This is a genomic window from Duncaniella freteri, from assembly GCF_004766125.1.
GTDB lineage: Bacteria > Bacteroidota > Bacteroidia > Bacteroidales > Muribaculaceae > Duncaniella > Duncaniella freteri.
The window spans coordinates 801,818-816,071 of record NZ_SJSA01000001.1 but is presented as its reverse complement, the minus strand read 5'-3'; the positions used below and the strand labels follow the sequence as shown (position 1 = coordinate 816,071).

Here is a 14,254-nt window from a genome sequence, read left to right as displayed (position 1 = left end):
TTGAGGCAAATAATTCTCTATAACTCTTAAAAAGCCAATGGATTTTAAGTTAAAATCGTGATTTGCTTCAAAAATCAGATATTTTTTCTTGAATAACCTTAAGTTGTAAAGCATATTAAAAAGCGAAAAAGTGTAAAAACCACACTAATTCTGCCGTAGGTTTTTGCAGAGGCAGGATTAGTATCTAAATGTTAAATGTAAATAGTGTTTAAATACAATATTTTGCATAAATTTACATATTGGACGTATTGTAAAATTGGGTTTTGATTTTTTAGGTTATTTTTGCATCTATGTTTAATTGTCGATAGATTAGTGTGTTATGTCTGCGCGTTTTATTGATGTTTATAAAGCATGGGATATTATGCCGAATATGATTTGTGTAATATGCTCAAAATGACTAAATTTGAAATCGTAAGAAATTAAAATCTAAACGAACGTTAAACCATCATAATTCAACGATGCAACAGACTCTGATCATCTTCAAGCCCTCTGCAGTGGAACGCGGATTGGTAGGCACTGTGCTTGCCCGCTTTGAAGCCAAAGGGCTTGCCATCACAGGCATGAAGATGATGCAACTCTCTCCCGAGATTCTGCGCGAGCATTACGCTCATCTCGTTGACCGTCCGTTCTTCCCTTCGATAGTCGCATCCATGACAGCCTCTCCGGTGATAGTGATGTGTCTTAAAGGAGTGGATGCTATCAGGGTGGTCCGCTCAATGACCGGAGACACCAACGGCAGGACAGCGGCTCCGGGCTCGATACGCGGCGATTTCTCTATGTCAAATCAGGAGAACATCATCCATGCATCATCCTCAGTCGAGGATGCCGAGGTGGAGATAAAAAGATTCTTCAGCCCCGACGAGCTGTTTGACTATACCCCCGACGCTATCAGATTCATCAACGCCGACTCCGAACTCAAGGACTGACACCGCAGAAATAATAGACTATAAGGAATACCCGATAAAACAGAAAACAAGATATTAACTCAATCCTCATCATTAATCTCATCCTCTTTAAGCAGTATGACCTTCAATCTAAAGATATTACTTTCCACAGCACTTATAGCGATGACCGGAATGGTGGCACAGGCGCAGCGCAGGCTCCCTGAATCACATGCCACCCAGCACAATGCCCTGATAGCGCGTCAGAATCCTACAGTCAATCCCTTCAAGATCGAGAACAATGACATTCTTCTCAATCATGTGAAGGAGCGTGAGGAGATGGATATGGAGAGCGAAATATTCGGCGAATTCTGGAACTCCGATAACGTGAATGCCTATGGCAATGCCATGGTGCCCGACCATAAGATTATCGATGTGTCGGAGTATTGTGCTCCTATCATGGGGCGTGTGACATCCAATTATGGCTATCGGCGTCGTTTCCGCCGTATGCACAAGGGTATTGACCTCGGGCTGCATGTGGGCGACACTGTGCGCGCCGCTTTCTCCGGAAAGGTTCGCATGACCAAATATGAGAGAAAAGGTTACGGATATTATGTGGTGATGCGTCACCCTAATGGTCTGGAGACAGTGTATGGTCACCTGAGCCGTTTCCTTGTGAAGCCCGACCAGGTGGTGAAAGCCGGCGATCCTATAGCTCTCGGAGGCAATACCGGACGCAGCACAGGTCCACATCTTCATTTCGAGACCCGCTTCATGGGTATAGCCATCAATCCTGCTGCGATAATCGACTTTGAAAACGGTGTGCCTCACAAGGATGAGTTCGCCTTTGACAAAAAGACTTACAACAAGTCGCAGACATATGCTCCGGCAAAGAAGAAAACTACCACAAAGAAACGTTACGCATCCACAAAGAAGCGTAAAAAATAATATTGCATAGTCCTTGCTGGGATTATGCAGATAAGGGTCCGCGCCATCAGGAGCGGACCCTTATCTGTTTTTTTGTGTCTCACCGGTTCGTGCCATCGGCGGGGATACGTCCCGCCCTACAAAAAAATCCACTAACATCCTTCGGGAAGGGGTTAGTGGATTATGTGTTATTGGCGGGATGGATTTAATGATTTAAATCCATGCATGCTGTGGTGTTATTCCACAGTCCATGTCTCGCCGGCGAGTACCATGTCGCGGAGTGTGGCGAAGCCTTTATTTGCGCGTACTGTCTCGACCTGCTTGTCGATCTCATCGTTGTAGGTGAGGCCTTCGACGTCGCGGATGATGCCGATAGCGAGAGGGAGCTCGTGACCGTCCATCATTGCGAGCTGCTGATGGAGGAAGTTGCTCTTGGTGTGGGCATCGTGAACGAGCACGTCATCAATGGTGTATCCGTCCTTGCCGATCTCGACAGCTTTGAGCAGGAATCCGTCGCGCACCAGACCTTTGTTCTTCTCCTTGCCGAAGAGCATCTTCTCGTCATGCACGAGGTGGATGGTGCGTTCGGCACGGTTTTCACGGTCGGTGATGAAGTCGTGTATGCCGTGGTTCCATATCACGCAGTTGCAGAGCATCTCGACTACCGATGTGCCCTTGTGCTGCTGGGCTGCTGTGAGGACTTCCTGGTTGACCTGAAGCTCCACATCGATTGAGCGGGCAAAGAAGTTGCCGCGTGCTCCGAACACGAGTTCTGCCGGGATGAACGGATCCTCGGTAGTGCCGTAGGGTGATGACTTCGACACGAAGCCACGGTCGCTTGTCGGGGAGTACTGCCCCTTGGTCAGACCATAGATCTTGTTGTTGAAAAGAAGGATATTGATGTCGATGTTGCGTCGTACGGCATGGATGAAATGGTTGCCGCCGATGGCGAGACCGTCACCGTCGCCCGAGATCTGCCATACGGTCATCTCGGGATTAGCCACCTTGAAGCCTGTGGCGATGGCTGCCGCACGTCCGTGGATGGTGTGGAAGCCATAGGTGTTCATATAGTAGGGGAGTCGTGACGAGCATCCGATACCGGATATTACAGCCATCTTGTGGGGCGGCACTCCTATGCTTGCCATAGCTTTATGAAGCGTGTTGAGGATGGCGTGGTCGCCACATCCGGGACACCAGCGTACAGCCTGGTCACTCTTATAGTTTGCGGGGGTGAATTTGATGTCTTCCATGATTGTTAGCCCTCCATGATTTTGTTTACACCGTCAACGATTTCCTGAGCGAGGAAAGGCTGACCCTGTATCTTGTTGATGCGTCGGATATCGAGGTTGGGGAATTTGGATTGGAGATAGTCGGCGAACATGCCTGTGTTGAGTTCTGCCACGATGATTGTCTTGTAGCGGCTCAGGATTTCGGCAGTGTTCTTGGGAAGCGGATTGATGTAGCGGAACTGGGTGAATGCCACATGCTTGCCTGTCGCGTTGAGCTCTTCGGCTGCCGAGTAGATGTGTCCGTAGGTGCCGCCCCATCCGATGAGGAGTGTGTCGGCATCAACGTCGCACAGCACTTCCTGCTCGGGGATATCGTTGGCTATGCGTGCTATCTTCTCTTGGCGCAGCTCCACCATCTTCTCGTGGTTGACGGGATCGGTGGATATTGCTCCTGTCTCGGAATCCTTTTCGAGACCTCCGAGGCGGTGTTGCAGCCCTTCGGTGCCGGGGATTGCCCAGTAGCGGCTGAGTGTCTCGGGATCGCGGTGGTAGGGACGCCATGCGGCCTTCTTGTCCTCAGGCACGTAGGGGACACGGATTTCTGGATAGTCCTCGGTCTCGGGGATTCGCCATGCAGAAGAGCCGTTACCGATGAAAGCGTCGGTGAGCAGAATCACAGGGGTCATATGCTCGATGGCTATGCGTGATGACTCGAATGCCATTGTGAAGCAGTCGGTGGGCGATACCGGAGCTACCACTACGAGCGGCGATTCGCCGTTGCGTCCGTAGAGTGCCTGCATGAGATCGGTCTGCTCTGTCTTGGTGGGGAGTCCGGTGGAGGGTCCGCCGCGCTGAACGTCGACGATTACCAAGGGGAGTTCTGCCATTACGGCAAGTCCGATACCCTCGCTCTTGAGTGCGAGTCCGGGACCGGATGTGGAGGTCACTGCAAGATTGCCTGCGAAGGATGCGCCTATGGCTGAGCATACGCCTGCGATTTCATCTTCCATCTGGCATGCTTTGACTCCGAGGTCTTTGCGCTTTGCCAGTTCGTGGAGGATGTCGGTGGCAGGTGTGATGGGGTAGGAGCCGAGGAAGAGTGGGCGTCCTGCCTTCTCGGAAGCCAGGATGAAGCCCCATGCTGTGGCGGTGTTGCCGTTGATGTCGGTGTAGACACCCGGACGGATGTCCTCGGTCTCGATACGGAATGTCGATACCGAAGCGTGTATGTTGTGACCGTAGTCGTATCCGGCCTGTATCACCTTGGAGTTGGCCTCGTATACAGCCGGTTTCTTGGCAAACTTATTCTTAAGCAGTTTGAGCGCGCCTTCGAGGGGACGGTCGAAGAGCCAGCATACGAGTCCGAGGGCGAAGATGTTGCGGCATTTGAGTACCGATTTCACATCCATTTCGCTGTCGGCGAGTGCGGCTTTTGTCATTGATGTGACAGGAGCCTCGATCACCTGTGCGTTTATGCCGAGCTCTTTGAAGGGGTCCTCAGTATCGAACTGCGCTTTCTTAAGTCCTGATTCGTTGAAGGAGTCGATGTCAACGATGATCACGCCTCCGGGCTTAAGGATTTTGTATCCGCGTTTGAGGGCGGCGGGGTTCATTGCGACAAGCACATCGCACTGGTCGCCGGGGGTGTGCACACCTTTGCCTACGCTTGCCTGGAATGCGGACACGCCGCTGAGCGATCCCTGGGGCGGACGCATGTCGGCAGGATAGTCGGGGAAGGTGGAAACAGAGTTGCCCAGACCGGCTGAAACATTGGTGAAGATATTGCCAGCAAGCTGCATACCGTCACCCGAGTCACCCGAGAAACGCACTACGACCTTGTCGAGGGTCTTTACGTTTGTTTTTTCTAACATAACCGGAGTATTACTTGATTGGATTGTGATTACGATATTAGATTCTTTGTAAGCTAAATGATGAATTGGATAAATTCTTGTTGTTTAGAAGGTTGTTTGATAGTTAATGTTGTTTCAGATATTTAGTTGGTTGAATTGGCATTGAATGAGAGCGGGGCAGCTCCGGTGTCGCCGTTGACTACCGTGCGCTTTACCGCCCAGGTGAGAGTGTGTCCGTCAAGCGGAGTCCATCCGCAGCGGCTTACGACATCAGCGTCCGTCACACGTCGGCCCGGCAATGGGATGCGGGCTACAATTGCGAGGTCGGCATAATAGCCTTCGCGCAGGTAGCCTCGCCGGTCTATGCCGAGTATGTCAGCCGGATTGTGGCACATCAGTCTGACCACCTGACCGATATCCAGACCTTCAGCTTCGGGATCGGATGATATGAGGTCGAGCATGGCGGGAAGAGAGAATTGCACCATAGGCATGCCGGAGGCTGCTGTGAGGGCGTTCCCCTCTTTTTGTGCAAGCAGGTGGGGAGCATGGTCGGTGGCTATGGTGTCGATCACGCCTCCAGGGCGCAGTTCGCGTAGCAGGGCTATCCTGTCGGAAGGCTCCTTGATTGCAGGGTTGCACTTTATGCGTGCTCCGAGTGCCGGAAAGTCGTTGCGGTCAAAAAGCAGGTATTGCGGGCATGTCTCGGCTGTCACCTTCACCCCGCGTGCTTTGGCATCAGCTATTAGCCGGAGTTCATCGGCAGTGGATATATGGCATATGTGCACACGTGAGCCGTGACGCTCGGCGAGAGCTATGGCATGGCGTGTGGCGGCGATGCATGCTTCACGCGGACGCACATCGGGATGCATCTCTACAGGTATCCCATCGGGATATTCCTCTTCAAGGCGTGTGCGCGCTGCGCGTATCATGGCTTCGTCCTCGGCATGCACGGCTATGAGCGCGCGCGGCCGGGAGAAGATTGCATCAAGGGTGGTGTCGTCGTCGACGAGCATGTTGCCGGTCGACGAGCCGAGGAAGAGTTTTATTCCCGCTGTGCCGGTATAGTCGGCGTTGAGAAGTTCGGGGAGATTGCTGTTGGTGGCTCCGAGGAAAAATCCGTAGTTGGCTACTGACACCTGCGAGGCGCGGACGATTTTGCCGCGCAGGGCGTCGGCAGTGACCGTAGCCGGATTGGTGTTGGGCATATCGATAAACGATGTGACCCCGCCTGCGACTGCGGCACGGCTCTCGGTGGCGATATCGGCTTTCTCTGTAAGCCCCGGGTCACGGAAATGCACATGGGTGTCGATGACTCCGGGGATGATGTAGGCACCCTCACAGTCAGTGATGGTGTCGGCTTTGCCCTGGAGGTCGGCGGGAGTGTCGCCGTGACCTATTCGGGCTATCTTGTCTCCTTCTACAAGAATCCATCCGCGGACAGATTCTCCTTCGTTGACCAGAATGGCGTTGTGAAACAGAGTGGTGCTCATTGCCTGCTGTAATCAGGGTATTTGGTGAAGATGCTGCTGAGTTTCAGTCGCATTACTCCGAAGAATCCCTCGCTGAATATGCCGGAACTCATCTTGGATGTGCCGAGTACACGATTGACGAACACTATGGGGACCTCGGCTATCCTGAAGCCGTACTTGTATGCCAGATATTTCATCTCGATCTGGAATGCGTAACCTTTGAAACGTATCTTGTCGAGAGGGAGCGCGCGGAGCACTCTGCTGCGGTAACACACGAATCCTGCCGTGGAGTCATGCACCGGCATTCCGGTGACTATGCGTACGTAGACCGATGCATAGTAGGACATGAGCACTCTGCCCATGGGCCAGTTGACAACGTTGACTCCGGTGAGGTAGCGTGAGCCTATGGCGACATCGGCTCCGTCGACACATGCCTGACGCAACTTCGGAAGGTCGGTCGGGGCGTGTGAGAAGTCGGCGTCCATCTCGCAGATGTATTCGTAGCCATGCTCGATAGCCCACTTGAAACCTGTTATGTAAGCCGTGCCGAGACCAAGCTTGCCTTTGCGTTCGATCATGTGGAGCCGTCCCTGATATTTAGTCATCATGTCCCTGACAATCCCGGCTGTACCGTCGGGAGAATTGTCGTCAATGATGAGTATATCAAAGATTTGAGGCAAATCGAATACGGCTGCAATTATCGCCTCGATATTCTCCTTCTCATTGTAAGTGGGGATGATAACGAGGCTGTCGGCTGAATGCCCGATGATTGCTGGACTCGTGTCCGTCATAACGTGTGGTGATTTATGAGTGTATGTTACAATCGCAAAATTAGCAAATAAACGGGAAAAACAATAATTAAAACAGAAAAATCGCCTCAATTTCTAAAAATGAGGCGATTTTAAGAAAAAATTTTTCTATTTCGTGAAGTTATAGCAATTCTTGTCCGAGAGCGGCTCTTGTAGAGTAGGAAACAGGAACAAGCGGCAATCGGAGCACCTCGTTGTAGTGTGGGAACATATGGTGGAGCAGTGATTTTATGCCCGCAGGATTTCCGTCCTTGAACAGAAGGGAGTAGAACGCTGAAAAACTCTGATGAAGAGGGGTTGCCTCGTCGTGACGTTCGGGGTCAAGGCTCAGATGTATCATGGAGGTGAACTGGCGCGGATAAGCGTTGCCGAGCACCGAAATCACTCCGTCGCCACCTTTGCCGATCATGGTGTGGGCGAGAGAATCGTCGCCGGATAGCACGAGGAATCCTTCAGGGCGGCGTGTGATGATGAGCGATGCCTGTTCCATATTGCCTGATGCCTCCTTGATGCCGATTATCTTGCCTGGATTCTCGCGGGCGAGACGTATGATGGTGTCGACATCCATATTCACCCCGGAGCGTCCGGGTATATTATATAGTATAATAGGTATCGGGCTTGCCTTTGCTATCGCAGAGAAATGGCGGTACATCCCTTCCTGGGTGGGCTTGTTGTAGTAGGGCACCACTGAGAGGATGGCGGCGAATTCGTTCAGGCGTTCGGTGTGGGAGAGCTCGTCGACGATGGCTCGGGTGTTGTTGCCTCCGATGCCTACCACTACAGGTACGCGTCCTGCCACACGATCGAGAATGCGTTTCTCAAGCTCGGTTTTTTCTTCGCGGCTCAGAGTCGGAGTCTCGGCTGTAGTGCCGAGAGCCACTATGTAGTCGGCTCCCTCGTTTATGAGGTAGTCGATGTGGAAATCAAGAGTGTCATAGTCGATTGATTCGTCAGTATTGAATGGTGTGGTCATAGCCACGCCCATTCCGCGTAATCGGTCGTAGTCCATAAAAAGAGTGGTTTCGGGATGGCAAAATTACACAAATTTTGCCGTTTTGCAAACAAAATCACTAAAGATGCTCCGGTATAGGGTGTAATTTGGCAAATTTTGTTTATCCGGCATTTTTACCTACCTTTACCGGACATACCAAACATTAATTTGAGATGATAAATCACAGGCATTCAATTAGCATTGTCCTATTCTTCATAGGTCTATATGCATCGGCATTCAAGTATACTGTGTCAGGAGACGTGCACACTACCGAGCTTGACGGACAAAAGGCTTATCTGATGCTGAATGACACCAACCAGCTGATTGATTCCGCAGAAATAACTGACGGACGGTTCACAATGAGCGGGAATGCTCCAAGTGAAGGGTGGGCCAGGATAGATGCCGGCAGGGAATCTGCTTTGATGATATTGTCACCCTCGGTAATAGAGATTGATTTCACCAATCATGCCCCTCTCAGTGGCGACAGTGTGAATATGGCGTATCGCAGACACAGGATGAATCAGAATGCCCTTGAAAATGTAGGCCGGGAACTTCGGAGATATTATCTCGTCGAGGAGGGTGAAAGTAAAGTTCGGGAGAAGATGGAGCCTATCTTGAGCTCATATCGTGATTATATGAAGATGACTATCCAAGCCAATCCTGATAATGCGATCGCAGAGTCGGCTTTGAGGGCGTACGCCATGGCATCATCTCCTGAGCAATGGAAGGAGCTTTATTCCGAATTGCCACCAAAGCTCCTCGGATTGCAGTTTACGCGCAAATGGGATGAGAAGATGTCCACCGCGCTAAGGATGCGTCCGGGATGCATTTTTGCCGACGTTGAAGGAAAGAGTGTCGACGGTGCCGTGTCGCGGCTATCCGACTATGTGGGGCGCGGCCGCTATGTCCTTGTGGATTTCTGGGCAAGCTGGTGTATGCCGTGCCGTGCTGAGGGGAGGGAGACTCTTGTCCCTTTATATGAGAAATACGGAGGGGATGAACGCTTTGAAATCCTTGGAGTGGCTACGTGTGATGATCCTGCCCGCACACTGAAAGCCATTGCTTCTGAAGGGTACAAATGGCCTCAGATTATTGATGCCGGTATGACTCCCATGGATGCATATGGATTCGATGGTATACCTATGATAATGCTTTTCGCTCCCGACGGCACTATGGTGGCTCGTGAAATAAGGGGCGAGGGAATATGGGAAGCCGTAGAGAATGCTCTTAAGTAAGTTGTGGTGCCGAGATATTGCGGTTAGCTCTTTATTGATGTGCACTTAAGCATGATCGCTACATTCTTATAACATCCTCGTGTGTTGACGGCATGGAATTTTAGCATTTTTTAGGGGATGAGTTATGGGAATAATGTGTAACTTTGAGTCGGTATTTTGCCTTAACCATTTTGAGACATCTATTCCCATGACTCCATTCGTACATCTGCATGTTCACAGCCAGTATTCATTGCTTGACGGTCAGGCTTCCGTGACGGGGCTTGTCGATAAGGCGATGGAACTTGGCATGCCGGGCTTTGCGTTGACTGATCATGGCAATATGTTCGGAATCAAGGAGCTTGCCAATTATGTAAACAAGCTCAAGAAGAAATATAAAGGCAAGATCGAGGAGGCACGCAAGCGGCTTGAGGATGCAGCCACCGACGAGGAGCGCGAGGCTATGCGCCCTGAGGTGGAGGCTGAGATAGCAAAGCTTGAGAAGAAAGTGAAGTTCAAGCCGATATTCGGATGCGAGATGTATGTCGCAAAGGGTGATCTTACCGACCGTAGCGACAAGACCGACAAGGGACGGCATCTTATAGTGCTCGCCAAGAATATCACCGGCTACAAGAATCTTATAAAGATAGTGTCGCAGGCTCACACCGAAGGATTCTATCACCATCCCCGCACTGACAAGAAGGCTCTTGCCGCTCATAAGGAGGGGCTGATTGTGTGCTCTGCCTGTCTCGGCGGTGAGATACCGAAATATATAATGTCCGGAAATATCGCAGAGGCCGACCGCCAGGTGAAATGGTTCAAGGATACTTTCGGAGAAGATTACTATATAGAGCTCCAGCGTCACAAGACAGATATCCCAGGGGCAAACCGTGACACATATATAGAACAGGAGCGTGTGAACCCTGTTCTAATAGAGCTTGCACGCAAGCATGATATCAAGATAATAGCTACAAACGACTCTCATTTCATCAATGCGGAGGATGCCGAGTCGCACGACCGTCTGATATGCATCTCTACAAATAACTACCTGACTGAACCCAACCGAATGCGCTACACCAAGCAGGAGTGGTTCAAGAGTCAGGAAGAGATGGCTGCTATATTCCCCGACCTGCCCGAAGCGTTGAGCAACACTATGGAGATTCTCGACAAGGTGGAGACCTATTCCATAGATCATTCTCCCATCATGCCATTCTTCGAGATACCGAAGGAGTTTGGCACGGAGGAGGAGTACAGGGCGAGAATCACAGAGAAAGAGCTTTTTGATGAGTTCACTCAGGATGAGAACGGCAATGTGGTGCTCAGCCCTGAAAAGGCTCAGGCAAAGATCGACAAGCTCGGCGGATATGACAAGCTTTACAGGATAAAGTTTGAGGCAGACTATCTTTCGAAACTTGCTTACGAGGGTGCCGACCGACGTTACGGCTCGCCCCTGACCGCCGAACTTGAGGAACGCATAAAGTTCGAGCTGTACATAATGAAGACCATGGGCTTTCCAGGTTACTTCCTTATTGTGCAGGACTTCATAAATGTAGCACGCAGCAAACTCGGAGTGTCGGTAGGTCCCGGACGAGGATCGGCAGCCGGAAGTGTCGTGGCATACTGTCTTGGCATCACGCAGGTCGATCCTATCAAGTATGACCTGCTGTTCGAACGATTCCTCAATCCTGACCGTATATCGCTCCCTGATATTGATGTGGACTTTGATGATGACGGTCGCGGAGAGGTGCTTCATTATGTGACAGAGAAGTATGGGGCGGAGAAGGTGGCGCATATCATCACGTTCGGCACCATGGCTGCGAAGTCTGCCATAAAGGATGTGGCAAGAGTAGAGCAGCTCCCTCTCCCGGAGAGCAACCGTCTTGCCAATCTTGTGCCAAAGCGTATGCCTGACGGTCCTGACGGAAAGACACTAAAGACAAATCTTAACAACTGCTATAAGTTTGTGCCGGATTTCGGTCCGGAATTGTCGTCACGCAACCCTCTGATCACCGAGACGCTTGAGTATGCCCGCCGCCTGGAAGGGAATGTGCGTAACACCGGTGTTCATGCCTGCGGTGTGATCATATGCCGTGACCCCATCACCGACTGGGTGCCTGTGGCGACTGCTGTCGACAAGAATCCTGGATCGTCGGGCAATGACAAGATGATCGTGACCCAGTACGAGGGTTCGATCATCGAGGATACAGGACTCATAAAAATGGACTTCCTCGGGCTAAAGACCCTTTCGATCATAAAGGAAGCCGTTCACAATATAAAGGAGACCCGAGGTATAGACATCGATATCGACAGCATTGATATCAATGACCCCAAGACCTACGAACTGTACTGCCAGGGTAACACCACCGGCACATTCCAGTTTGAGTCGGCAGGTATGCAGAAGTATCTGCGGGAGCTTCAGCCGTCGACATTCGAGGACCTTATAGCCATGAATGCCCTGTATCGACCGGGGCCTATGGACTATATTCCGGATTTTATTGCGCGTAAACACGGTCGCAGTCCCATCACATATGATATACCTATCATGGAGAAGTATCTAAAGGATACTTATGGTGTGACTGTGTATCAGGAGCAGGTCATGCTCCTGTCGCGACTGCTTGCCAACTTCACCAGAGGACAGAGCGACTCTCTGCGCAAGGCAATGGGAAAGAAGCTCATAGATAAGATGAACGAGCTTGAGGCATTGTTTATGGAGGGAGGGCAGTCCAACGGTCATGACCCGAAGGTGTTGACAAAGATATGGAACGACTGGAAGAAGTTCGCATCCTATGCCTTCAACAAGAGTCACGCCACATGCTACTCCTGGGTAGCATTCCAGACTGCCTGGCTTAAGGCCAACTATCCGTCGGAATACATGGCGGCAATCTTGACACGCAACCGTTCTGATATCAATAAGCTCACAGGCTTTATGGACGAATGTAAGCGTATGCACATCAAGGTGCTCGGTCCGGATGTCAATGAGAGCTTCATGGAGTTCGGTGTGAACTCTCAGGGTGATGTCCGTTTCGGTCTCGCAGCCATAAAGGGTGTTGGAGAGGGTGTAGTCAAGGCTATTATTGAAGAACGTGATGCCAACGGTCCATATGAGTCGCCCTACGATTTTGTGGAGCGCGTGCCTTCGGGAGCTATCAACCGTCGAATTTTCGAAAATCTTGTCAATGCCGGAGCCTTTGACAGCTTCACAGAGATGAAGCGGGAGGATTATTTCGGAGAGAATGCCAAGGGTGAAGCTTTCAGTGAAGTGCTTGTGCGTTACGGACAGGCTTTCCATAATGATAAACTATCATCGGCAATGTCGCTGTTCGGTGATGATGCCGATATGGCTACTGCCGGACGTCCGCCATTTGTGCCGGCTCCTGAAATGCCTATGGCGACAAAGCTTGAGAAGGAGCGTGAGCTTGTGGGCATGTATCTCTCCGCACATCCACTTGATCCGTATTATATGGAACTTAATCATGGCACAGGCTGCACTATCAAGGAATTCTCTGACAGGACTCCGGTGGAAGGTGCTGATGTAAAGCTCGGCGGCATGGTGGTTGACTTCCAGACACGCCAGGGTCAGAGGGGGCCGTTCGGAATTCTCAAGATAGAGGATTTCACCGGCAGTGTGGAATTTATGCTTTTCGGTCAGACCTACATAGATTTCCATAACTACGGTATCCCAGGGACTCCGATACTTATTGCCGGACAGTATCAGCGACGGTTTGCCAATTCGGACCTTCGCTTCAATATCATGAATATACAGCTTCTTGAGAACGTCAAAGGGAAGCTCGTGAAGAATATAACCATCGAGCTGGATGTATCCAAGATGAACAAGTTCCTGATGACACTTATCGATGAGAAGGTGAAAGGTGACGGAAATCCTGAGGGAGAGTTGGCGTTCCGTGTGTTTGATCCGTCAATCAACAGGACTCTGCACATGTCGTCGGCTCGGCGCATCCATATCACCCGCGGGCTTGTGGAGGCTCTTGAGGAGGAGAACATCAGTTATTCTATAAATGATTGAACACTACTTTAGTATTATATAATAATTTTATTCAACTATTATCACTATGACATTTACCGATCAGAACGTACATGAGATTATCGCTTCGGGTCAGCCCGTAGTCATCGACTTCTGGGCCACATGGTGTGGTCCTTGCGTGCGTATGGCTCCCATCGTTGAGGAGCTCGCTCAGGAGTATGAGGGGAAAGCCGTTATCGGCAAGTATAACATAGAGGAGGAGAATGACCTCGCTATGAAATATCGCATAATGTCGATCCCCACCATCCTTTTCTTCAAGAATGGTGAGCAAGTACCCAGCCTCCGTATGGCAGGTGCTCAGCAGAAGGCTGACCTTCAGGCTCGAATCGAGGAGCTTCTCGCGCTTTAATAACGTGTAGAGTAGCCTATAACCCCAAAACATCGAAGCAGGGACAGGCTTTTGCCGCAAATTCTCTGTGTCCGTGTATTGTAACATCGGGAAACCGCTCTTGCAACATTCCAATAAGGTTGCGCAGGGCGGTTTTCTGTGCATCGGTGCGGGTGTCGGCAGGTGTCTTTCCGTCTGATTCCAGTCCTCCCACATACGCTATTCCTATGGATGTAGCATTGTAGCCTTGACAATGGGCTCCGATACGTTCCAGCGGACGGCCTTCATGGATGGAGCCGTCAAGATATATCACATAATGATAGCCTATTCCGGAAGATCCTCGGGCTTTATGCCAACGGTCGATATCTGATACTGTGACATGACGTCCGCGAGGGGTTGCGGTGCAGTGGAGAATGATTCGGTTGATGGTTCGCATAACTTTGATATGAGTGGATGATACTGCAAAGTTATGCTGTGGAAGATGCCTGGAAAGTGCGATTATATCGCACAGGACCGG

The 14,254-nt window shown here is 50.8% G+C and carries 11 protein-coding genes; 5 read left to right on the top strand and 6 right to left on the bottom strand.

Annotation, left to right across the window (positions count from 1 at the left end; genetic code table 11):
* Positions 1–458: 458 nt before the first annotated feature.
* Together ndk and EZ315_RS03455 are read left to right on the top strand one after the other, a co-directional pair.
* Positions 459–926: a nucleoside-diphosphate kinase gene (ndk, locus tag EZ315_RS03460; RefSeq protein WP_135470646.1), complete on the top strand. Its 468-nt coding sequence runs from the start codon at positions 459–461 to the stop codon at positions 924–926.
* A 96-nt stretch (positions 927–1,022) separates the two neighbouring features.
* Positions 1,023–1,829 carry a M23 family metallopeptidase gene (locus EZ315_RS03455; RefSeq protein WP_135470644.1) on the top strand — a complete coding sequence of 269 codons (807 nt, stop codon included), beginning with the start codon at positions 1,023–1,025 and terminating at the stop codon, positions 1,827–1,829.
* A gap of 215 nt (positions 1,830–2,044) precedes the next feature.
* Here the strand turns inward: EZ315_RS03455 and EZ315_RS03450 are convergent, their stop codons facing one another.
* From EZ315_RS03450 to dapA, 5 genes are all read right to left on the bottom strand, one after another.
* A complete protein-coding gene (locus EZ315_RS03450; RefSeq protein WP_135470642.1) occupies positions 2,045–3,058 on the bottom strand; it encodes a 2-oxoacid:ferredoxin oxidoreductase subunit beta in 1,014 nt (337 codons plus the stop codon).
* Positions 3,059–3,063: 5 nt separating this feature from the next.
* The gene (locus EZ315_RS03445; protein WP_135470641.1) at positions 3,064–4,908 is read right to left on the bottom strand and encodes a 2-oxoacid:acceptor oxidoreductase subunit alpha; all 1,845 of its coding nucleotides are present in this window, start codon (positions 4,906–4,908) and stop codon (positions 3,064–3,066) included.
* A 122-nt stretch (positions 4,909–5,030) separates the two neighbouring features.
* Positions 5,031–6,377 (bottom strand): amidohydrolase family protein, encoded by a 1,347-nt coding sequence (locus EZ315_RS03440; RefSeq protein WP_135470639.1) that lies wholly within the window; start codon positions 6,375–6,377, stop codon positions 5,031–5,033.
* Complete coding sequence (locus EZ315_RS03435) at positions 6,374–7,147, bottom strand: polyprenol monophosphomannose synthase (protein ID WP_135470637.1); 774 nt, start codon at positions 7,145–7,147, stop codon at positions 6,374–6,376. Before EZ315_RS03435 ends, EZ315_RS03440 begins: the two co-directional genes overlap by 4 nt.
* A gap of 139 nt (positions 7,148–7,286) precedes the next feature.
* On the bottom strand, positions 7,287–8,174 hold the full coding sequence (dapA, locus tag EZ315_RS03430; protein WP_135470636.1) for a 4-hydroxy-tetrahydrodipicolinate synthase: 888 nt from the start codon (positions 8,172–8,174) through the stop codon (positions 7,287–7,289).
* A 155-nt stretch (positions 8,175–8,329) separates the two neighbouring features.
* Between dapA and EZ315_RS03425 the strand changes: the two genes are divergently transcribed.
* The 3 genes from EZ315_RS03425 to trxA all read left to right on the top strand — a co-directional run bounded on the left by EZ315_RS03425 (position 8,330) and on the right by trxA (position 13,758).
* Positions 8,330–9,391, top strand: coding sequence for a TlpA disulfide reductase family protein (locus EZ315_RS03425; protein WP_135470634.1), 1,062 nt, complete (start codon positions 8,330–8,332; stop codon positions 9,389–9,391).
* 187 nt (positions 9,392–9,578) lie between these two features.
* On the top strand, positions 9,579–13,391 hold the full coding sequence (gene dnaE, locus EZ315_RS03420) for a DNA polymerase III subunit alpha (RefSeq protein WP_135470632.1): 3,813 nt from the start codon (positions 9,579–9,581) through the stop codon (positions 13,389–13,391).
* Positions 13,392–13,431: 40 nt separating this feature from the next.
* The gene (gene trxA / locus EZ315_RS03415) at positions 13,432–13,758 is read left to right on the top strand and encodes a thioredoxin (RefSeq protein WP_135470631.1); all 327 of its coding nucleotides are present in this window, start codon (positions 13,432–13,434) and stop codon (positions 13,756–13,758) included.
* A gap of 16 nt (positions 13,759–13,774) precedes the next feature.
* On the opposite strand, the gene EZ315_RS03410 is transcribed toward trxA, so the two are convergent.
* Entirely contained in the window at positions 13,775–14,173 is a 399-nt protein-coding gene (locus EZ315_RS03410) for an N-acetylmuramoyl-L-alanine amidase (RefSeq protein ID WP_135470629.1), read from the bottom strand.
* Positions 14,174–14,254 lie beyond the last annotated feature (81 nt).